We start from the raw sequence: 21476 nt of genomic DNA on the forward strand, positions 1-21476 counted from the left end.
GGACCGTTTAGGCTTTGAGCCTAGACGAGACCATGTTGGAAAGAAAATGACCGACATTCACGAGTATGCAAGCCGGCAACAGGATCCAGATCATCCACTTTTCAGCGCTGCCAGGTGAACCCAGCACCGCGGAAATGACGGAGCACAGGAGAATAATCAGGCTGAGCTCAACTGCATGCAGGAGTTTGTGGAATGGCAGGAAGCGCGCCAGGGAACGCAGTCGGCCGATCACCGTGGTAGTCGGTACGGCACGGGCAGCAGCGGTATCCGGAAGCTTGCCCAGACCTGCCATGCCGCGCGCAGCATGGACCATTAATGACTGGGATCGGTTGAGCACCAAGAGAACCGACAGGCACGCGGCCATAAAGAGGGTTGGCCAGGCTTGGCCAGCGCTTGCAGGATCGCCAGAAAGTTCATTGAATACACGGAAGCCAAGCGCAATGGGAATCAGCGCTTCGGTCGTGTGGTGCCCGACCATGTCGATAAAGATTCCGCGCGGCGATTGCGACGCCCGCCAGCGGGCAACCTCGCCGTCCGAGCAGTCGAAGTAAAGCTGAACTTGCGAGAGCACGACGGCCAGCAAAGGGCCCCAGATCCCTGGAATCAGCAATGCCAGCGACATGCACCATCCAGCAAGGATCATCAGTCCGGTGACTCCGTTGGCGGTGATTCGCGTTCGGACCAATACTGCCGTCAGATAGATCGAGATATGGCGAAGGTACAGTTCCGCTGTCCAGTGCTCAGCGTTCTTTCGTGCCCGAACTTCAGGGGGCTGGCACACTGCACGCAGTTGATCCAAGGTTGGACTTTTTGGACGTTCAACCATCATTTAACTCGACCTCGGTCCAAGGTGCCAGCCGCTCCAAAGACCCTGCCCTTCACATAGCCTGCTGCCCAGGGCAAATGGATGCTTTTAAAAGCGACGGATGCAAGAAGCTTTTCGCCGAGGTTCTCAGCATTGGACGCAATACCAGCGGCAACCGTGGCTCCTGCGTAAACCGCCGGTGCGGCCTGGAGCAGATTCAATCCTGCTCGGGCAGTCTTGGGCAACTTTCCCTTGACGAACGGGGCAGCGAGCGTCGCTGCAAGTCCTGCGGTGACGCCAAGGAGCAATAGTGGCGGCAAATCGTGACGCAGTGACTTGCCTTCAGGGTAGCGCCTGGCAATTTCGCCACGCCATGTGCCCGAAGCATATGACTGGCGAATCAGCGCCTTGAAATTATCGCGTGGGTAGTAGCCGACCTTGAGCTCTGGATCGAACCAGACCTTGTAGCCTGCCTGGCGGATCCGCATGCACAGTTCCCAGTCCTGGGCTCGCCACATGTCTTCGTTGTACAGGCCGACCTTGTCGAAAACTTCACGTCGGAAGATTCCGAGGTAAGCGGATTCAGCTTCGCCCTCGGGGGCGCCTGAGTGGTACGCAGGGCCCCCGAATCCGAATTTCGAATGATAAGCGGCAGCAATCGCCCGTTGTATTGGCGTTCTGCCCTTGGCATCCATGAGTCCACCGACATCGTGAGCTCCGACGCGAAACAGGGTCTCGACACCACGACGGGTGTACTCGGGCGGAAGCTCGCTATGCGCATCAACCCTCATAATAATTGGGTGTGATGACTTGCCGATGGCAAGATTCAGCGCGTTGGGAGTCCGGCCTTTGGGATTATCGACGAGGATAATACGGGAGTCTTCGGACGCCAGCTGTTCCGCAACCGCGTTGGTTGTATCGCTGCTTGGCCCCAATGCAAGAACTAGTTCTTTGTCGCCCTCGTATTCTTGCGAGAGGATCGATTGAACAGCCTCACGCAGATATTCGGCTTCGTTCAGTACCGGCATGACGTATGAAACGCCAGGAAAGTCAGTCATCTGTCACTTACTTCTTGTGCTGTTGATACGCCTTGATGACCGTGTCCGGGTCGCCGTCCATCTTCTGGACACCCTTCTCAATCCAGATGCATCGGTTGCAAGTTTCCTTGATGGAATTCATGGAGTGCGATACCAGGAATACTGTTCCGGCGTTTTCTCGGATCTCACGGATCTTGGCTTCGCTGCGCTTGCGGAATTTGGCATCACCGACTGCCAATGCCTCATCGACAATGAGAATGTCATGCTGCTTGGATGCCGCAATTGCGAACTTCAAACGAGCGGCCATACCTGACGAGTAGGTGCGCATGGGCAGATCAATGAACTCTTCGAGCTCGGCGAATTTCGTGATTTCATCACGCATGGTTTCGACCTCTTGACGGTTGTAGCCGAGAGCCAAGCCGCCAAGGGTAATGTTCTTGTCGCCCGAAAGATCGGGAATCAGCGCCGCGCCGACTCCCAGCAAGCTCGGCCTCGAGCGGGCGTAAACGGCCCCTGAGGCAGGAGGCGTAAGCCCAGTGATGGCTCGCAACAAGGTCGACTTGCCGGATCCGTTGGAACCGATGATGCCGATCGATTCGTTCTCGTACGCGACGAAGGAGACACCCTTGAGTGCATGGACGGTCCGAACTCCACGCATCTTTGGCTGCAGCAATCGCCTCGCCCCTGCAGTGCCCACGGCCTTGCCGCTGGAGAATACCTGGTACTTCACGTGGAGGTTGTCCACCATGACCACAGGCTGACGCGTTTCATCGATGGTGAGTGTGGAGGACTTGATATCTTCGGGCTTGACTACATCAATGAATGACGTGTCATCGGAGAAAATCGGAGCAGGTTCGTACTCCGGATGAAGCCCGGGATTTATTAGATCGTCAAAACTAATTGGCACGGCCGTAAAGCTCCTCAGCCTTCCAGAAGTAAATGAGTCCGAAGCCAAGCGCCAGCAGCGCCCAGACGGAAACCACGATCCAGGCGAAAGGATCGTAGGTGGCATCGTTCATGATCATTGCGCGAGCGATTTGCAGCGTCTGATACAACGGGTGGAAATCGAAGATCCTCACGAGCCAAGGCCAGTGGTTCAAGATACGGTCGACACTGAAGAGTACGCCCGAAGTATAAAAGAGCATGCGGGTAATCAGCGGCAGGATCTGGGTGAAATCTCGAATGTGCACGGTGATTCGAGCACAGATCAGGGCAATGCCCATGTTGAACACACTGAAGATCATGAGCAACGGGATAATGACAAGCCACGTCCACTTGGGTGTTGTGCCGAGGATCATCGCGTAGATGAACATGACCACGACCATGGGCATCAAGGTCAAGAGATTCTGCGTGACCTGGGCGACTGGCAATGTCAGTCGGGGGAAGGACAATGATTGAACCAGGGCTTGGTTACCGGTGATCGACTTCGCGCCGCCGTTCATTGAACTCGTGAAGAACTCGAAAAGGAAGACTCCGATGACGACGAAAACCGGGAAGTCAGGTCCTTTGCTATCTCCCTGCAGGACACCGAAAATAACGCCATACATGATCGCGTTCATCGTCGGCTTGAGTACGACCCAGATCATGCCCAGACGATTCTGCTGGTTCTGCTTCTGAACACGAGCCTTGGCTAGCTCGTATATGAACTCACGCCGTTCCCAGGTCTGCTTCAGGTAGCTGGCCAACGTTGGGCGGGCACCCACACGGTGCAAGCCAAACTTGTCGGCTTCCTCTGCCACTGTCATGTGTGAATTGTCCTCATTGTCTTCGACCAACTTCTTCATGCTTTACAAGCACAGATGTTCAAAGTCTAGTAGATCGGGTCAGGTTTTCGACGATTTTCCCAGCCAAGAGCGGGCAACTGTAGCGCCGATCACTTGTTCAATCTATTCCTGGGGCGGATTTTCCTTAAGGTACTCGTCCATTGTGTCGGTCTTCAGTGCTTCCCGGATTTGTTGGATAGCCTGCTCGCTTGCGAGCTCAATGGATTGACCATCCGCGCTGGTGGAGCTGCCAGCAGTTGGCATCGTGAACATTGCAAGATTGTCCGTATCGACGTTCTTGAGCTGCATGCCCAAACCGACCAGCGTCGCAGCATCGAAGCTACTGTCGAAGGTCAAATAGGGCGAAACCTTGTCAACAATGTCGTAAAGCTTGACGGGATTGGCAAGTGTGTCGGCAGACAACATTTGGTTTGCGGCAGCAGCTATGAATTTCCGCTGGTTGGCGACACGCTGGTAATCGCCGTTGGTGAATGACTTGCGTTCTCGAACGAACCGTAAGGCCCGATCCCCTTCCAGATTAATCTCCCCTTTCGGGTAGAAGTAATCGGTATCGTGCGCGGTGAAAGGGATGTCGTTCTGAACCGTCACACCACCAAGGGCAGTGGACAATTCTTTGAATCCGTCAAAGTCGATCATGGCTACATGATCAACTTTGGTGTCGAAAAGGCCTTCCATGGTCTGCACCAGGAGTGGAATACCACCGAGCGAAACGGCGGCGTTGAGTTTGTTCTTCCCATAGCCCGGAATGTCCACGTACATATCGCGAACCGCGGACATGATGTAAATCTGGGACCGGTCCTCCGGGATATGCACCAGCATCATGGAATCGCTACGCTGGCTAACAGCCCCGTCCAAGGCAGCTGATTGGTCGGAGTCATCATCTGCATGGTCAACACCGACCAAAAGGATGTTCATTGATCCGTCGTCCGGGTCTTTGACCGGCCGGGCGTCCTCTTGCTCCTGAGTGAAGTTCAGTGCGACGGTATTGGTTTTCGAGTTAAAAGCATGTTGCAGGTTGAAGAGATAATATCCTGCGCCCAAAGCCGCGACTAGAAGGACAGACAGTGTCGACAGAACAATGGTTCGTACGCGCTTCTTCTTGCGTCTCGCAGCACCAAATTGCGCACTGCGCGAGATAAGGCTGTCCTGATTGGCATCGTTTGAGTTCATTTCTACCCCACCGAGAAATATCCGTCGAAGCCAACGGACCTTCCAGGTGACTTCGTGCAATCAAAAAGACTACCCAAGATAAATGTGATTATCCTGAGTAGTCTTTCGTCAATTCTAGTCATCCAACTCTGCGACAAATTCCTTTAGCCAGGTTCTCAAACCCTTGCCCAAGTCTTCGTGATCTACCGCGAGTGTAATGTTTGCCTGCAGATAGCTCAGCTTGTCGCCGGTGTCATAACGGCGACCCCGGAATACGACAGCATGGACGCCGGCGCCTTCGCCTTCAGCGCTTGCAAGAACCTGAAGTGCATCAGTCAACTGAATCTCGTTACCACGGCCAGGTGCAGTATGCTCCAGAATCTCAAATACACGAGGATGTAGTAGGTAGCGGCCAATAACCGCAAGGTTGCTGGGTGCGTCCTCTACTGCTGGCTTCTCGACAAGACCGTTGACCGCGACGAAATTCTCACCATCTACGGACGAAACATCAGCGCAACCGTATGCACTGATTTGATCCGGGGCTACCTCCATGAGTGCAATGACGGATCCACCCGTCTTCTGTTGCACTTCAGCCATGACAGAAAGAAGCTCGTCACGCTCGTCGATAAGGTCATCGCCAAGAAGTACGGCAAACGGTTCATTGCCTACATGCTGCTTTGCGCAAAGGACTGCGTGACCTAGCCCCTTCGGGTCGCCCTGCCTGACATAGTGGATATCACCCAAATGTGTCGCTTCATGAATGGCATCAAGTTTCTTCTTGTCACCTTTCGCTTCCAACGAATACTCGAGCGACGGAACACGGTCAAAGTGATCTTCCAACGCGCGCTTATTGCGCCCTGTAATCATGAGCAGGTCAGTAAACCCTGCTTTAGCTGCTTCGGCGACCACGTATTGAATCGCTGGCTTGTCAACGACAGGAAGCATTTCCTTCGGCATAGCTTTGGTGGCTGGCAGAAACCTTGTCCCGAGCCCTGCAGCCGGAATCACGGCCTTGGTGATTTGACGATGAGTCATTTGTGGGGCGACCTATCAGAAGAAACGGGTAGTATTACAGATCAACAATCATATATCTACAGACTGGAAATACAAATTTCAGATCATTTCCTTTGCAACCGTTTCATCACGGCACGCGGGAAATATTCAGCAACATCGCCACCCAACGTCTGCACTTCCTTGAGAAGAGATGAAGAAAGATGGGTGAATCGAGTATCAGCCTGTAGGAACACGGTTTCGACGCCCGTCAAGTGACGGTTCATCGTTGCCATGGGAATTTCATATGCATAGTCAACCGTGCTTCGAAGGCCCTTGACGATTGCTTCGGCTCCCTGTTCCTTACAGAAGTCGGCAAGCAGTCCCTGGCCCATGGGAAGAGCTGAGACGCCACGGAGACCGCCGACCGTCTCCTCGACGATGGCGACACGTTCCTCTTCGCTGAATCGGTAATTTTTTGAGTAATTCGTCGATACCGCAACGATCACTTCATCAAAAAGGCTGGCGGCACGAGCGATGATTTCAACATGACCATTGTGAATCGGGTCAAAGGATCCTGGGCAAACGGCTCTACGCATATGTTGAATGTATCAAGAAGTACCGGCCAAAACGTGAATTGCCGATAAACCCAAGTAACGAAGTGACGTTTCGAATACCCGACCGCTCCTGCCCCCGATCCATAATAGGTTTATGAGCAACGATTTCACCCCTTGGCAGCGAACAGCACACGGCGCGAACCTCTTGGATACGACAGGCGCGCCGGGGGTGACGATCTTTGAAGAAATCACCGGACTAGCGAACAAGCACAATGCGCTGAATCTCGGTCAGGGTTTTCCGGATGCTGAAGGGCCGGAAGCCATTCGCCAAATCGCGCTGGATTCGATCGCTGAAGGAGCAAACCAATACGCTCCTGGTTCTGGAATACCAGCCCTCCGCCACGCCATTGCCGACCATCAAAGACGGTTTTATGGTCTCGATCTGGATCCGGAAACCCAGGTGGTCGTCACCACTGGAGCAACGGAGGCGATTGCTGCCGCGATTCTCGCCTTCGTTGGCCCTGGGGACGAGGTTGTCACGTTCGAGCCCTACTATGACTCATATGCGGCCATGATTGGGCTAGCGAACGCCAAACACAATGTGGTCCAGCTGGAATTGCCAGACTTTCAACCAGATCTGGCCAAGCTCCGCGCCGCGGTAACCGACAATACGCGGATGATTATCCTGAACAATCCGCACAACCCAACCGGTTCGGTGTTTGGCGACGACGTATTGAATGAGATCATTGCGCTGGCTCATAAGCATGACTGCATCATCCTTTCCGATGAAGTCTACGAGCACCTGACGTTCGGGCTTAGCCATGTTCCGGTCTCCACCTTGCCCGACGGATTCGAACGGACGATCACGATCTCTTCAGCGGGCAAGTCATTCTCGTTTACCGGATGGAAAGTGGGTTGGGCTACCGGGCCCGAGAAGCTGATCACCGGCGTCAGAACAGTTAAGCAGTTTCTCACCTATTCGTCGGGGCCGGCGTTTCAACCAGCCGTGGCACAGGCGTTGTCGCTTCCAGACAACTTCTTCCAACAGTTTGCCGCCTCACTGAGTCACACTTGCGGGCTTCTGGCCGACAGCTTGGAAGAGTCGGGAATCCCTGTTTTCCGCCCCAGGGGAACGTATTTTCTTGTGGCCGATGTAAGTCAGCTGGGTTATCAAGACGCAACTGACTTAGCTCGGCTGCTCCCCGAGCGACTAGGAGTAGCAGCAATACCAATGTCTGTTTTTGTACATCCGGAAAATCGACAGGCTTACTCGTCTTTGCTGCGGTTCGCATTCTGCAAGAAGGAAAGCGTGATCATTGAAGCGGCCCATCGTCTGCGCGGCTTGTCGGAGCTGGCCCGATGACTGGTGCGATTCAGAAGCGTTGGCTCGGATTCGTCCAAGAGCATGCAACAATCTACGATGACGACCTCGTACCCGGAGCAAAGATCCTAGCGATTGGCGGAGCGGAACAATCCCATGTGAACCTCGCCCACCCGGAAGAAATTTTCTATGAATATCTTGCCAGGATCGCGAATCACCTCAGGGTACTTCGAGAGCCGAGCGAACCGCTGCGGATGCTCCACTTGGGCGCCGGGGCGCTTACCCTCGCCCGCTGGGCCAGCGTAGTCTTTCCAACAAGTACGCACGTGGCCGTCGACATCGAGCGGGAGCTTCTCGATTTCGTGTTGACGCAGCTCCCGCTGCCGGTAAATTGTTCCCTCGAAACAATTGTCGCCGACGCTCGCGAGGTCCTGGCCAATCAGCTCGACGGCCAGAAATTCGATGTCATAATTGTCGATATTTTCAGCGGCCCGGAAGCCCCGGAGCATCTAACCGTTCCCGAGTACTACTCGGAGCTGTTCGCGGCGCTTAACGACCAGGGGCTGTTGTTCATCAACATTGGTGACGATCCGCCACTGGCGTTCACGGATCGGCAGGTAGCAGCGGCCCAACAAAGCTTTGCCTTTGTCATGTTGAGTTCCTCGCCTGAAATGTTTAGCAGGCGATACCCCGGAAACTCGATACTGACTGCATCCAAACAGCGTTTGGATGAGTCAAGCATCGCTCAATGCCAAGCGGCGGGACCCTTCCCGTCGGAGATCAAGCACTCACTCGGGCTGGACGGGTTCGGCAAACCATAGGTGCGTCTCCCCGTACTTCTTGTCGGCGAACAGCTGAACCATTTCAGGCCATACCGGTTCAGGAGACCGGCTGGAACGTTCAACGATAACTGTCGCATCATCGGCAAGCACCCGGGAAACTTTGTACAGCGTAGTTTCAAGCTCAGCTTCGGTCAAAGGATAGGGCGGGTCCAGAAAGACCACGTCGAAGGTTTTTCGAGGTGTCCGTGTTGGTTCGTCAAAGTAGCCATCAAGAACAGAATCGACGGATCCGCGCTGTACTGATGCCGTTTCGCTCTTCAGGACCTTGTTGACCAAGGTTGCGTTCTGCTGGCACACGGACACGGCCTTGGGCGCTTTTTCGACGAGAGTCACTTGCCGGGCTCCCCTGCTCGCAGCTTCCAGCCCCAAGGCGCCGGATCCGGAGAACAGGTCAAGAACACGAGCTCCCTGCAGTATCTCCCAGCTCTCCAGCCGCGAGAATAGTGCTTCCTTCACCCTGTCGGTGGTCGGGCGCGTAGCGTCGCCGGGAACTGACTTCAGCGGGTTGCCGCCGGCCGCGCCGGCAATGATTCGGCTCATCGTTCTTGTAGCTTTCAGTTAGTTCTTGTTCAGGAATTCGCGGGTAGATTCGTCAACCCAATTCTTGGTCGCCGCCAGCAGCGCCGGATACTTTTCGTGCCATGACGGCATACCCATTAAGATCCGGACATCATCCCTGGCCTTTTCAATCAAGGCCCGGTCCTTGATGATGCTCAGTTCGCGAAGGGTGGATTGGCTTCCGGACTGCTGGACACCCAGGATATTTCCTTCCTTGCGTTCCGCGAGGTCTGCTTCGGCCAGTTCGAAACCATCGAGGGTGGATTCAATGACCCGCAGCCGATTTACCGACGGATGATCCGCATCCAGCCATGTTGACAGCAGGCACGTACCGGGCAGGCCGCCACGGCCTACACGGCCACGCAGCTGGTGCAGCTGCGAAATTCCGAAACGTTCGGCGTCCATGATCACCATCAGCGTCGCGTTGTGCACGTCCACGCCCACCTCGATGACCGTCGTTGAAACGAGGACGTCGATGTCTCCCGAGGCGAACGCGTCCATGATCCCCTGCTTGTCCTCGGAATCCAGCTGCGAATGCAATCCCTGAACCGTGATCGAGTTGAACTCGGGCAAGCCGCCGAGCAATTCAAGCATCTTCTCGACACTCATCGACTGCGCAGAGGTATCCTCGTAGGTTGCCAGCAAGACGCCTTGCTCGCCAGCTGAATCACTGATGCGCGGACAGACAACATAGACTTGGTGGCCCTTCGCGACTTCTTCGCTGATACGCGTGTACAGGCGGTTCCTGTAGCCCGTGAGCTGCATCGGAACGATGTGGGTTGAAATCGGCGCCCTGCCAACGGGAAGATGCTTGATCGTTGAGGTCTCCAAGTCGCCGAACACCGTCATGGCGACAGTACGGGGAATTGGGGTCGCCGTCATGACCAGCGTGTGGGGTACCGAATCGTTGCCCTTGGCCCGCAGGGCATCGCGCTGCTCGACCCCGAACCGGTGTTGTTCGTCGATAACGACCAGGCCGAGTTCCGCGAACCTCACCTGTTCGCCCAGCAGTGCGTGGGTGCCGACAATCAGGCCGGTTTCACCGCTGGCGATCCCCAACAGTGCTTCCCGGCGCTGGGCGGTTTTCGCAGAACCTGTCAGCAGTGCAACACCAGTTCCTTCCCCTTCGCCGAAGAGCCCAGGCTCGGCCAGCGTGCCGAGCATCTTGGATATCGAAGCGTAGTGCTGTGCCGCCAGGACCTCGGTGGGTGCCAGCAACGCGGCCTGTCCGCCCGCGTCGATGACTTGGAGGATCGCGCGGAGCGCAACCACAGTTTTACCCGAGCCCACCTCGCCTTGCAGCAAACGGTGCATCGGGTGGTTGAGCTCTAGATCTTGGCTGATCTCATGCCCGACCTGCTGCTGGTCCTCGGTCAGGACGAATGGCAGCTGTGCATCGAACTTGTCGGCCAGCCCACCGGTGCGGCGGGGCCTTGCGATGGCGTGCTGGGTGCCTATCTGGCGGTTTCGTTCGGCAAGCGAGAGCTGAAGCAGGAATGCTTCTTCGAAGGCAAAACGTTGGCGGGCAACGTAAGCGTTCTTCAGCTCGCGTGGAGAATGGCGGTTGGCATAGGCCTGGTGCCGCAGGGGGTAATGGTGGGCATCCAATAGCTCTTGCGGAAGAAACTCCGGGAGATTCTCTTCCGTCATCTGCTCAATGAGGTGTGCCATCAGGTCACGGATCTTCTTGTTCGGCATTTTGGCCGAGGCCGGATAGATCGGGATGGGTCGAGGATCCGCCTGGGACGCCTCATCGAGCACTGCGTAGTCCGGCTGGTTCAGCTGAAGGTGGTCCTGATACCAACCGACTTTGCCGCTGAACATGGCAATGGTTCCGACCAGCAAATCCGTGCGGGCTTGATAACCGTTGAAGAACGTCATCTTCAGCTGCTGGCCGGCGTCGCCTAGCTCATCACTGACGGTGACTTCGAAGATGAATCCCTTGCGCGAGTGCATTTGACGCTGACTGATGTTGACGACTTGCGCCACCACCGTGACATGTTCATCAAAGGGAAGCTCCGCGATGGGTGTCAGTTCCCCTACTTCGACGTACCGCCGAGGAAAATGCCGGATAAACTCCCCTACCGTGCCGTAGCCGAACGCTTTTTCCAAAGCAGTTGCGTTCTTGGCGCCGAGCATCTTGGACAGCGGCGAGTTCTCGAAATCTTGAATCGTAGTTTCAGCCGTCATGAATACAAAGATCGGTCACACTGATGTTTACCGGGTTGCCCTGTTGTCGAATGAGGTCCAAGGCCGCTTCGGGATCCTCCACGTGCACATGCACCCGCCATCGGTAGGTGTCTTCTTCAAGCTGGTTCACCGGGGACATGATTACCGAATTACCCAAAGCATCCAGTTGGCCGCGAAGTGTTGCCGCGCCCAAGGCATCCAGCGTTACCGTGCACATGACTTCCACACCCTCGATTTCCTCGAAATCGAAATGCACATGCGGATCTTGAACGCTGTAGCCGTGGAATCCCTCGTAATCGTCGAACTCCGTGCGTTCGTTTCGGATGGCGGCGCAAAGCTCGTCGACGATAACCAACATGCCGACAGCTCCTGCGTCGACAACACCGGCTTTGACCAAGCTTGGCAGGGTGCTTTCCGTGCCCTTCACAGCCAATCTGGCGGCTTGCGTCATTTGCGTCAGCAAGGTGTCCAACGCGGCACGGCTGTCTTTGTCGACCTTCAGGTGCATCAGCGTGGATGCCGCTGCCAAGGCCAGTGCATTGATCACGGAAAGCATGGTGCCTTCCACTGGCTCGCTCAGCGCCGACCAGGAACGAACCTTCGCCCGTTCAAGTCCCAGTGCCAGCAATGGTGCTGTCAGCCGTTCCTGTCCCTGCCACGGCTCGCTCAGTCCGCTGAGGAAGACTGCCAGCAAGGTTCCCGAGTTGCCGCGCGCGGACTCCATGGCGGCGCGCGCGGCAACTTCTAGGAATCCTCCAATGTCATCGCTTTCCAATTTGCTGACGGCATCATGACCGGCACGTGCGGTCAGATACAGGTTGCTCCCCGTGTCACCGTCGGCAACTGGAAAAACGTTGATGGCATTGAGCCGATCTGAATGATTGCCCAGGCTCTTGACACTGCGCGCAAGCCAATGGCGAATTGCGCGAACCGAAGTATCAAGTTTCTGGGTGGTCATAAAGAGTGGTTCCTTCAATGGTTACTGAGACAGGTCAGTAGATGCTACGAATTCGTCAACCGTATCGTTCTGGAGTGCTTCTCCAAACTTGTTAATCGTATCCATATCTGGGATGACAATCGACTGTCCATCGGCCGAACGGCCAGGACCGTTGTTTGGCAGGGTGAAGAATTCCATATCGCTGGTGCTGATATTGATCATCGACGAAGCGATTTCGACAACCTTGCCCGCATCCAGCGTGTCGTCAACGGCCACGAATGGTGCGAATTCGCTGACCACATTTTGAATCTTCGCCGGGTTCGTCAGAGTGTCCTTCGACAAGATCTGACCAAGCAGCGCCTTGACGAACAGCTGCTGGTTCTTGACACGGCGGTAGTCGCTGCCGCCCGGACCGGTGAACGCCTTGCGCTCGCGTACGAAGGCCAGGGCTTCTTCACCGTTGAGCTTCTGCACGCCTTCCGGGAAGTAGAAGTTCTTATTGTGAATTGGACGGAAAGCAATCGGGTTGTTGATAGTCACGCCGCCAACAGCGTCGGTCAGTCCCTTGAATCCTTCAAAGTCAACGGAAGCTACGTGGTCAATTCGAACGCCGAAAAGGCCTTCCAGAGTTTCAACGGCCTTCGCTACGCCACCGTTCGCAAATGCACGGTTAATCTTGGCTTCACCGATGCCGGGAAGATCCAACCAGGTGTCACGCATAATTGACGTCACGAAAACACCTGAACGATCCGACGGGATATGCACAAGCATCATGGTGTCGGAACGACCACCATTGGGCAACGTGGCAAAATCATCGTCCTGCTCGTCGCTGTCGCGTTGCGCACGGGTATCGCTGCCCAGAAGCAGGATATTCAACGCATTCTCGGATTCCTTCTTGACTTCCGGACGGGTTTCCTCTGCAGGGAAGGCGTTTTCAAGCTTCTGGCTGTTGTCATCGAATGTACGTCCGAGATTCCAGGCGTATCCACCAGCGACAAGTGCGGCGATGACCACCAACGACAGGATGCTCAGAAGGACTACTCGCCCGGTTCGCTTCTTTTTCTTCGTGCGCGAACGCGTTGGCTGTTCTTCGAATGACATATGCTACCTTTCACAGATTCAACTCAATACATCTTATCTTTCAGATTCGCACGGTACGCTTACAACGTGTCCAAAATCAGTCTGAACCCGGAACCGTCACCAAAACTTAATCGAAAATTTGGTCGAACCGCGACGTTGATCGCCACATTGGCTTTCGTCGCCCCAGGTCTGGCCGCATGTGAATCTGTTGCATCCGTTGATGCTGCTCCCGACGCTGCCAATCCGCTGTGCGCCGAAATGATGGTGGCACTTCCAGAAGTCGTGGGCGACGCCAAGCGTCGCCCAACCTCGTCCCAGGCAACCTCAGCGTGGGGCGACCCATCTCAGGTGGTTTTGCGGTGCGGTGTCGACGTCCCCGGCCCGACAACTGATCCGTGCGTGTCGGTTAATGATGTCGATTGGATCGCTCACGAAGGCAACGACGGGATTTGGACTCTGACCACCTACGGTCGTACTCCCGCAACGGAGATCATTATGGACCCCCAGGTCATCCCATCGAGCACGGTTCTGGCTACGCTGTCTGACGCGGCTTCGCGCATTCCCGCAGAGAAACAGTGCGTCAGCATTCAGAAGGACGAGCAGCTCTAGTAGGAATCCGGGGGCCGAGCCGGAAATCTGAAAATTATTCACGAAAAAGCGTCTTGCTCTAACCCATTTTCGCAGAGGTTAAAGCAAGACGCTTTTCATCTCAGGCCGCTTAGCGCAGACCGATCCTGCGTTCGCTGGCCAGCGCAATCAGCTCGTCAATCAACTCACGGTAGTCGATGCCCGTTTTGGCCCACATTTGCGGGTACATGCTGGACGGGGTGAACCCGGGCATCGTGTTGATTTCATTGATAATCCACTCGCCCTCGGGAGTGTAGAAGAAATCAACTCGCGAGAGGCCTTCGGCGTCAATGGCGTCAAAGGCCTTGACCGCAAGTTCCCGAATCTGCATCGTGGCTTCGTCACTGAGTTGGGCGGGGCAGCTTAGTTTCGCTGCGGCACCGTCAACGTATTTCGCCTCGAAATCGTAGAACGTGTGCCCGTTGTCGGCAACCGAAATCTCTCCCGGCAGCGACGCGCGTGACGGAGTTGAGCCGCGGCCTTCCAGGACGCCGCATTCGATCTCTCGGCCGATAATTCCCTGCTCCACGATGACCTTGGGGTCTTCGCGGCGCGCAACCTCGATGGCGTCCCTCAGCTCCGAAGGGACATCGACCTTGGTGATTCCGACCGACGAACCGGCACGGGCTGGCTTGACGAACAACGGGTACTCCAGGCGCTCACAACGCTGGAGTGCCGAGTCGCTGTCTCGCAGCCATTGTTTGTTGGTAATGACTTCGTACGGGCCGACTTTGAATCCGGCGCTTTCGAAAACTACCTTCATGAAATGCTTGTCCATGCCCATGGCGCTTGCGGCAATACCGGAACCAACATATGAGACTCCGGCCATTTCAAGCATGCCCTGGATCGAACCGTCTTCGCCGAACGGGCCGTGCAGCAACGGGAAGACGACGTCGATTTCACCTAGCTCGGAAACAACCGATTTCGACAGGGACATCAACGACGTCTTGTTCGGGTCGGTTGAGAGCTGCACCGGATTGTCGACATCAGAGATCTCCGGCAAGGAACCGGTGTTGAGAGCCCAGTCCTGCGGATCTTCGGTCAGGAGCGTCCATTCGCCCTGACGCGTGATGCCCACCGGCACAACGTCGAAGCGTTCCCTGTCGATTGCGTGCATCACGCCGGCGGCGGTGACACAAGATACCGAATGCTCGGAGGAGCGGCCACCGAACAGGAGCAGAACCCGTGGTTTGCGTTCAGTCATTACTGCAGTTCTCCTTCAGACTTCAATTCGCGAGCCAGCAGACGCTCCGCCATGTTTTCAACACTCAGCGTGCCTTCAAGCACCATGACGACAGCCTCGGTAATAGGCATGTCAACACCGTGTGTTCGGGAAAGATCGAATACTGCTCGGGCAGATTTGATGCCCTCGGCAGTCTGCGACATGCGATCATTGACCTCGTCGAGGAAGAGGCCCTGCCCCAGAAGGCGCCCGGCAGTATTGTTGCGCGACAGCGAGGACGAGCATGTAGCCACCAGATCACCCAAGCCGGAAAGGCCGGCCAGCGTGTCCAGACGTCCTCCCAATGCCAAGACCAGTCGAGTCGTTTCCGCCAGACCGCGGGTGATGACGGTGGACTTGGTGTTGTCCCCCATGCCCATGCCGTCGCACATGCCCACGGCCAACGCGATGATGTTCTTCACGATGCCTCCGAGCTCCACACCCAGCACGTCATCGTTGGTGTAGGGGCGGAAGTACGGAGCCGAGCACAGCTGGGCGATCCAATTGGCCGTCTGTTCGTCGGTGCAGGCTACGACGGAAGCAGTGGGTTGCTCGCGAGCGATCTCCATAGCCAAGTTCGGACCGGACAAGACCGCAATGCGGTTCTCCGGCAATTCGGCGACTTCTGCGATCACCTGGCTCATACGTAAATCCGTGCCGCGTTCCAGCCCCTTCATTAGCGACAGAACTACTGCGTCCGGCTCGATGAGGTCCTTGAACCCGTCCAGTTCTGCCCGCAACGACTGGGAAGGGATCGCCAGCACCACTAGGTCCGCCCCGCAGAGGACTACCTGGCGGTCGGAGGATGCGGAAATGTTCTGCGGAAGCTTTGTGTCGCGCAGATAGCGGGAGTTGGTGTGGCGATCGTTGATCTCATGCGCAGCATCGTCCCGGCGAGCCCAGATTTGAACCGAAATGCCCTGCTCGGCCACGGCGTCTGCCATCACCTTTGCGAAAGTGGTTCCCCAGCTTCCGGCGCCCATGACGGCGATCTTGCGTGGTAAAGGCTTGGTCACGATTCTTCTTTCGACGTTGCTGATGTGTATTTACTTGTCTGTGTATTTACTTGTCCGGGTTCTCAAAGCTGCGACCGGTCCGGGCCTGCCCATGCTCGCTGGGATCCCACGGCTTTTCCGGCGGAGTTTCGCCTCGAATTTCCGCCTGAAGCTCGGTAATCGACGCCATGATGCGTTCGGTAGCTTCTTCAAGGACTTTGCGAGTACGCGGCCCGTTGCGCAAATCGTCGAGGTCTACCGGCTGGCCAACCGATACCGTCACGTGCTTGCGGGGAAACAGGTACATCTTCTTGGAGTAACGCGGCAGCAACTCTTGGTCTCCCCAGTGGGCCATGGGGATAACTGGGGCACCGGTCTGCAGGGCCAGACGGGCGGCACCTGTTCGCCCCACCATAGGCCACAGGTTGGGATCACGGGTCAGGGTGCCTTCGGGGTAGATCACCACGACGCCCCCGGCGTCCAGGACCTTTTTCGAGGCCTTCAACGAGTCGCCGGCCCCGGCAGCACTTCGCGCTACTGGAATCTGGCCGGTTTCACGAAGGATCCATCCGAGCACTGGCGGCTTGAACAGCGATTCCTTGGCCATCCAGCGAGGCAGGCGGCCATGGCTGTACACGGCATGCCCGACAACCAGCGGGTCAATCTCAGTCAAATGATTCGGGCACAGGATATATCCGCCCTGTGGAAGGTTTTCAAAGCCCTTCCAGGTCTTGCCCATCAGGGAGTTCATCAGCGGGCGGACGATATTACCCAGAACATTGAAAATACGCTTGGTACGCGGGCTTTCGCCGGGAGCCTGGATTTTAACCACGGACCGGTATCCTCTATTCGCTCAGTTCAACATTGGCGCCAAGTGCAGTGAGCTTGTCCATGAAGTGCTCGTAGCCTCGGTTGATCAGCTCAATACCGGTGACCTTGCTGGTTCCCTCGGCGGCCAAGGCCGCAATGAGGTGGGAGAAACCTCCGCGAAGGTCCGGAACGTCGATTTCCGCACCAACCAGCTTGGCAGGTCCGACTACCACTGCCGAGTGCTTGAAATTGCGGTGGCCGAAGCGGCACGGGGTGGAACCCAGGCAGTCGGTGTGCACCTGGACGGTAGCGCCCATATGCACCAGTGCATCGGTGAATCCGAAGCGGTTTTCGTACACGGTCTCGTGGATGACCGAAACGCCGCTGGCCTGCGTCAGTGCGACCACCAGTGGCTGCTGCCAGTCGGTCATGAAGCCGGGGTGGACATCCGTTTCGAGGATCAACGGGTTCAGGTCGCCACCGGGGTGGTAGAAGCGGATGCCGTTGGCCTTGACCTCGAACTCGCCGCCGATCTGGCGGTAGACGTGAAGGAAAGCTGTCAGGTCCCGTTGCTGGGCGTCCTGGACGAAGATATCGCCCTTGGTCACCAGCGCTGCGGAAGCCCACGAGGCTGCCTCGTTGCGGTCAGGCAGCGCGGTGTGCTCGTAGCCATTGAGCTTGTCGACGCCCTGGATGCGGATCACGCGGTCGCGGTGCACGGAAATGATGGCGCCCATTTTCTGCAACAGCGAGATCAGATCCAAGATTTCCGGCTCAATGGCGGCATTGCTGACCTCGGTGACACCCTTGGCGCGAACGGCAGAAAGCAGCACCTGCTCGGTGGTGCCGACGCTCGGGTACTTCAGGTGGAGCTTCGCACCCTTGAGGCCCAGCGGTGCAGAGATCCGGATCCCATCGGTGGCCTTGTCCACGACCGCGCCGAATTCACGCAGTACTTCGAGATGGAAATCAATGGGACGGTCGCCGATACGGCATCCGCCGAGGTCCGGGATGAATGCTTCGCCCAGCGAGTGGATCAGCGGGCCGCAGAAAAGAATCGGGATGCGCGAATCGCCGGCGTGGGCATCGATTGCCTGGTTCGAGGCCGACTTGGCCTGGCTCGGGTCCATGGTGAGGTCGCCGGTTTCCGGATCCTGCTCGACCTTGACCCCGTGGATCTCCAGCAGGCTGCGAACGACGGTAACATCCTTGATCTCTGGCACATTGCGGAGCACCGAAGGCGTATCGCCAAGCAGCGCCGCCACCATGGCCTTGGGAACCAGGTTCTTAGCTCCGCCGACTCGTACGGTGCCCACTAGTGGCACACCGCCATGGATCGTCAGGATCTTACCCATGTATGAAATACCTCATCGCGTAGTCGTTATTGCCTGCTCCAGCCTGCGGGCCGTGAACTAGCAGGACTAAGTAAGCATACCGCCTAAGACAGCATGAAATGGGACCGATAGTCGCGTGGCGTGGGTATTGTGAGGATGCTTTCAGCCTTTGAATTCAAGGAATACACCGGAGGAACATGCAAACATGAAACGGCCCGTTCGCATTCAGCACAATACATTGAACTGAATGCGAACGGGCCGTCCGGGGAACCATGGCAGAGCGTCAAGATCAGCTTGATGCCCCAGCCAAGATGCTGCCGTTTAGTCGGCGAATCGTGCTGGAAGCGTCTTCGGCTTATGCGAAGGACGTGCAGCCTCGAATTCGGTGATGTCCTCTTCATGCTGGAGGGTCAGGCCGATGTCATCCAGGCCTTCCATCAAACGCCACCTCGTGTAGTCGTCAATCTGGAATGGCGCGGAAATCGATCCGCACTGGACCGTGCGGGATTCCAGATCAACCGTGACCTGGGTGCCCGGGTTGTTCTCCAGTTCCTTCCAGATCAATTCGATGTCGCTCTGGGCTACCTCGGCAGCTACCAGCCCCTGCTTCCCGGAGTTGCCGCGGAAGATATCCGCGAAACGAGCCGAAATGACTGCCTTGAACCCGTAGTCCTTCAGCGCCCAGACTGCGTGCTCGCGAGACGAACCGGTGCCGAAGTCGGGGCCGGCCACAAGAACCGAGCCTTCGTTGAATGGCTCCTGATTCAGGATGAAGTTCTCGTCGCGGCGCCAACCGGCGAACAAGGCATCCTCGAATCCGGTGCGGGTGATGCGCTTGAGATAGACGGCAGGGATGATCTGGTCAGTGTCGACGTTGCTCTGACGCAGTGGTACACCGATTCCGGTGTGGCTAACAATCTTTTCCATGACGGTGATCCTTCCTAGACCGCTACCGGAGTGTTGACGAGGTCGCTCGGCGAGGACAGCGTGCCGCGGATTGCCGTTGCGGCGGCTACCAGCGGGGAGACAAGGTGGGTGCGTCCGCCCTTGCCCTGGCGTCCTTCGAAGTTTCGATTCGAGGTCGAGGCGCAGCGCTCGCCTTCTGTGAGCTGGTCGGGGTTCATGCCCAGGCACATGGAGCATCCGGCAAAACGCCATTCGGCGCCGAAGTCCTTGAAGATCTGGTCCAAGCCCTCGGCTTCAGCCTCCAAGCGGACGCGGGCCGAGCCAGGGACAACAATCATGCGGACGTTGGGGTCCTTTTCCTTGCCCTTGATCACCACGGCGGCCGCCCTCAGATCCTCCATGCGGGAGTTGGTGCAAGAGCCCAGGAAGACGGTATCAACACGGATTTCCTTCATGGGAGTTCCGCCGGTCAGACCCATGTACTCCAATGCGCGTTCGCAGGCCTTGCGGTCGTTTTCGTCCTCGAAGTCTTCCGGAGTTGGCACCGAGGCTGAGAGCGACACACCTTGGCCCGGGTTGGTTCCCCAGGTGACAAAAGGTTCCAGTTCATCCGCGTCCAGGAAGACCTCTGCATCAAACTGGGCCCCCTCGTCCGAATGCAGCTGCTTCCACTCCGCAACGGCGGCGTCCCAGTCTTCGCCCCGCGGGGCGTGGGGACGTCCATTGACGTAATCAAACGTGGTCTGGTCCGGAGCGATCATGCCGGCCCGGGCGCCTGCCTCGATGGACATGTTGCAGATGGTCATGCGCGCGTCCATGGACAAGGCACGGATGGCGGAGCCTCGGTATTCGAGGACGTAGCCCTGACCGCCTCCGGTGCCGATCTTGGCGATGACCGCAAGGATAATGTCCTTGGCAGTGACGCCCGGCTTCAAGGTGCCTTCGACGTTGATCGCCATGGTCTTGAACGGCTTCAGGCTCAGGGACTGGGTTGCCATCACGTGCTCGACCTCGGAGGTACCGATGCCGAAGGCCAATGCGCCAAACGCGCCATGGGTCGACGTGTGGGAGTCGCCGCAGACCACCGTCATACCCGGCTGGGTCAGTCCCAGCTGCGGACCAACGACGTGGACGATACCTTGTTCCTTGTCGCCAAGGGAGTGCAGGCGCACGCCGAACTCCTTGCAGTTTTCCCGCAGGGTGTTGATCTGGGTCCGGCTCGTCAGGTCGGCGATGGGCTTGTCGATGTCAAGCGTGGGCGTGTTGTGATCTTCCGTGGCAATGGTCTGATCAGGCCGGCGAAGCTGGCGGCCGGCCAGACGCAGTCCTTCGAATGCCTGCGGAGAGGTCACCTCGTGCAGCAAGTGCAGATCGATGTAAATAAGATCCGGCTGGCGGGCTTCGCCTTCACCGGTTCCACGGCGCACAACATGCGCATTCCAGACCTTCTCGGCCAGTGTCTGTGGCGACTGCGTGGCAGACATGCGACACACTCCTCAAGCTACGTTCATTTGATATCTCAACTTTGACACTTCACAGAAGAACATTTCCAGTATGCGGACTTGAATCTCAAATGCTGAGACGGGAGAATCGAGATATGACAACAGGTAGCGGCGTAGGCGTACTCGATAAGGCAGCCGCCATTCTCAATGCATTGGAGAATGGCCCAACCACGCTCTCACAACTGGTGGAGCTGACCCAGATTTCCAGGCCAACCGTCCATCGAATTGCGCAGTCGCTGGCCCATCATGGACTCGTCGGAAGGGACCTGCACGGGCGTTTCGAACTGGGTAGCCGCTTGGTCGAACTTGCCAGCGCCGCCGGTGAAGACCGCTTGGTCAGCGCCGCTGGACCCATCCTCCTCAAGCTCCGGGACCAAACTGGTGAGAGCACGCAGGTCTTCCGCAAGCAGGGAGACTTCCGTGTTTGCATCGCCAGTGCGGAACGCCCGGTGGGTCTGCGCGATACCATCCCCGTGGGCACCCAGCTCTCCATGAAAGCTGGATCCGCTGCGCAGGTGCTTTTGGCTTGGGAGGACAATGAGCGAATGATCGATGGCCTGCATCATGCACGGTTCACGCCAACAATTCTTGCCGGCGTGCGCCGGCGCGGGTGGGCGCAGTCGCTGGGCGAACGCGAACCCGGGGTTGCTTCGGTATCAGCGCCAATCCGGGGCCAGTCCGGTCGTGTCATTGCCGCGTTGTCGATGTCCGGTCCTATTGAACGTCTGACCCGCCAGCCGGGAAAGATCTACCATGAAGCCGTAGTTGCCGCAGCGAACGAGCTGTCTGAATTGCTCCGGGTTCAGGCTGAACGCCCCTGAACCGAGAGC

21 protein-coding genes are annotated in these 21476 nt (G+C 57.1%); 4 read left to right on the top strand and 17 right to left on the bottom strand.

What is annotated here, in order from left to right; translation table 11 throughout:
* Positions 1-7: 7 nt before the first annotated feature.
* The 7 genes from ATC04_RS10600 to coaD all read right to left on the bottom strand — a co-directional run bounded on the left by ATC04_RS10600 (position 8) and on the right by coaD (position 6364).
* Complete coding sequence (locus ATC04_RS10600; protein ID WP_342352858.1) at positions 8-829, bottom strand: CDP-alcohol phosphatidyltransferase family protein; 822 nt, start codon at positions 827-829, stop codon at positions 8-10.
* The gene (locus ATC04_RS10605) at positions 826-1863 is read right to left on the bottom strand and encodes a glycosyltransferase family 2 protein (RefSeq protein ID WP_047118932.1); all 1038 of its coding nucleotides are present in this window, start codon (positions 1861-1863) and stop codon (positions 826-828) included. The genes ATC04_RS10600 and ATC04_RS10605 overlap by 4 nt, the downstream gene beginning before the upstream one ends.
* Before the next feature lie 7 nt (positions 1864-1870).
* The gene (locus ATC04_RS10610) at positions 1871-2590 is read right to left on the bottom strand and encodes an ABC transporter ATP-binding protein (protein WP_047120699.1); all 720 of its coding nucleotides are present in this window, start codon (positions 2588-2590) and stop codon (positions 1871-1873) included.
* A 148-nt stretch (positions 2591-2738) separates the two neighbouring features.
* On the bottom strand, positions 2739-3587 hold the full coding sequence (locus tag ATC04_RS10615) for an ABC transporter permease (RefSeq protein WP_047120698.1): 849 nt from the start codon (positions 3585-3587) through the stop codon (positions 2739-2741).
* 141 nt (positions 3588-3728) lie between these two features.
* On the bottom strand, positions 3729-4796 hold the full coding sequence (locus tag ATC04_RS10620; RefSeq protein WP_047118931.1) for an LCP family protein: 1068 nt from the start codon (positions 4794-4796) through the stop codon (positions 3729-3731).
* Positions 4797-4910: 114 nt separating this feature from the next.
* A complete protein-coding gene (galU, locus tag ATC04_RS10625) occupies positions 4911-5810 on the bottom strand; it encodes a UTP--glucose-1-phosphate uridylyltransferase GalU (protein WP_047118930.1) in 900 nt (299 codons plus the stop codon).
* Between the two features lie 83 nt (positions 5811-5893).
* Positions 5894-6364, bottom strand: coding sequence for a pantetheine-phosphate adenylyltransferase (coaD, locus tag ATC04_RS10630; RefSeq protein WP_047118929.1), 471 nt, complete (start codon positions 6362-6364; stop codon positions 5894-5896).
* Positions 6365-6476: 112 nt separating this feature from the next.
* Here coaD and ATC04_RS10635 point away from each other — a divergent pair, with 112 nt between their 5' ends.
* Both ATC04_RS10635 and ATC04_RS10640 read left to right on the top strand, forming a co-directional pair.
* The gene (locus ATC04_RS10635) at positions 6477-7685 is read left to right on the top strand and encodes an aminotransferase class I/II-fold pyridoxal phosphate-dependent enzyme (protein WP_052772340.1); all 1209 of its coding nucleotides are present in this window, start codon (positions 6477-6479) and stop codon (positions 7683-7685) included.
* The gene (locus tag ATC04_RS10640) at positions 7682-8464 is read left to right on the top strand and encodes a fused MFS/spermidine synthase (RefSeq protein ID WP_047118927.1); all 783 of its coding nucleotides are present in this window, start codon (positions 7682-7684) and stop codon (positions 8462-8464) included. Before ATC04_RS10635 ends, ATC04_RS10640 begins: the two co-directional genes overlap by 4 nt.
* Here the strand turns inward: ATC04_RS10640 and rsmD are convergent.
* The 4 genes from rsmD to ATC04_RS10660 are packed head-to-tail and all read right to left on the bottom strand — an operon-like array spanning position 8432 to position 13271.
* Positions 8432-9025, bottom strand: a complete 594-nt coding sequence (rsmD, locus tag ATC04_RS10645) for a 16S rRNA (guanine(966)-N(2))-methyltransferase RsmD (RefSeq protein WP_047118926.1) — start codon at positions 9023-9025, stop codon at positions 8432-8434. The two genes, ATC04_RS10640 and rsmD, sit on opposite strands and share 33 nt — an antisense overlap.
* Before the next feature lie 18 nt (positions 9026-9043).
* Positions 9044-11233: an ATP-dependent DNA helicase RecG gene (locus tag ATC04_RS10650; RefSeq protein ID WP_047118925.1), complete on the bottom strand. Its 2190-nt coding sequence runs from the start codon at positions 11231-11233 to the stop codon at positions 9044-9046.
* Positions 11223-12191, bottom strand: a complete 969-nt coding sequence (locus ATC04_RS10655) for a DAK2 domain-containing protein (protein ID WP_052772339.1) — start codon at positions 12189-12191, stop codon at positions 11223-11225. The genes ATC04_RS10650 and ATC04_RS10655 overlap by 11 nt, the downstream gene beginning before the upstream one ends.
* 21 nt (positions 12192-12212) lie before the next feature.
* The gene (locus ATC04_RS10660) at positions 12213-13271 is read right to left on the bottom strand and encodes an LCP family protein (RefSeq protein ID WP_047118924.1); all 1059 of its coding nucleotides are present in this window, start codon (positions 13269-13271) and stop codon (positions 12213-12215) included.
* 135 nt (positions 13272-13406) lie between these two features.
* On the opposite strand from ATC04_RS10660, the gene ATC04_RS10665 reads away from it, so the two are divergent.
* Complete coding sequence (locus tag ATC04_RS10665) at positions 13407-13859, top strand: DUF3515 domain-containing protein (protein ID WP_047118923.1); 453 nt, start codon at positions 13407-13409, stop codon at positions 13857-13859.
* Positions 13860-13968: 109 nt separating this feature from the next.
* On the opposite strand, the gene ATC04_RS10670 is transcribed toward ATC04_RS10665, so the two are convergent.
* The 6 genes from ATC04_RS10670 to leuC all read right to left on the bottom strand — a co-directional run bounded on the left by ATC04_RS10670 (position 13969) and on the right by leuC (position 20628).
* Positions 13969-15081 (bottom strand): D-alanine--D-alanine ligase family protein, encoded by a 1113-nt coding sequence (locus ATC04_RS10670; RefSeq protein WP_047118922.1) that lies wholly within the window; start codon positions 15079-15081, stop codon positions 13969-13971.
* Positions 15081-16115 carry an NAD(P)H-dependent glycerol-3-phosphate dehydrogenase gene (locus ATC04_RS10675; protein WP_286158847.1) on the bottom strand — a complete coding sequence of 345 codons (1035 nt, stop codon included), beginning with the start codon at positions 16113-16115 and terminating at the stop codon, positions 15081-15083. The genes ATC04_RS10670 and ATC04_RS10675 overlap by 1 nt, the downstream gene beginning before the upstream one ends.
* Positions 16116-16161: 46 nt before the next feature.
* The gene (locus ATC04_RS10680) at positions 16162-16926 is read right to left on the bottom strand and encodes a lysophospholipid acyltransferase family protein (RefSeq protein ID WP_231735962.1); all 765 of its coding nucleotides are present in this window, start codon (positions 16924-16926) and stop codon (positions 16162-16164) included.
* A 13-nt stretch (positions 16927-16939) separates the two neighbouring features.
* Complete coding sequence (gene murA / locus ATC04_RS10685; protein ID WP_047118921.1) at positions 16940-18259, bottom strand: UDP-N-acetylglucosamine 1-carboxyvinyltransferase; 1320 nt, start codon at positions 18257-18259, stop codon at positions 16940-16942.
* Positions 18260-18559: 300 nt separating this feature from the next.
* Positions 18560-19165, bottom strand: a complete 606-nt coding sequence (gene leuD, locus ATC04_RS10690; RefSeq protein ID WP_047118920.1) for a 3-isopropylmalate dehydratase small subunit — start codon at positions 19163-19165, stop codon at positions 18560-18562.
* A 14-nt stretch (positions 19166-19179) separates the two neighbouring features.
* Entirely contained in the window at positions 19180-20628 is a 1449-nt protein-coding gene (leuC, locus tag ATC04_RS10695; RefSeq protein WP_047118919.1) for a 3-isopropylmalate dehydratase large subunit, read from the bottom strand.
* Between the two features lie 113 nt (positions 20629-20741).
* Here leuC and ATC04_RS18830 point away from each other — a divergent pair, with 113 nt between their 5' ends.
* On the top strand, positions 20742-21467 hold the full coding sequence (locus ATC04_RS18830) for an IclR family transcriptional regulator (RefSeq protein ID WP_082124047.1): 726 nt from the start codon (positions 20742-20744) through the stop codon (positions 21465-21467).
* Positions 21468-21476: the final 9 nt, after the last annotated feature.

The organism is Arthrobacter sp. YC-RL1 (assembly GCF_001454985.1).
GTDB lineage: Bacteria > Actinomycetota > Actinomycetes > Actinomycetales > Micrococcaceae > Glutamicibacter > Glutamicibacter soli.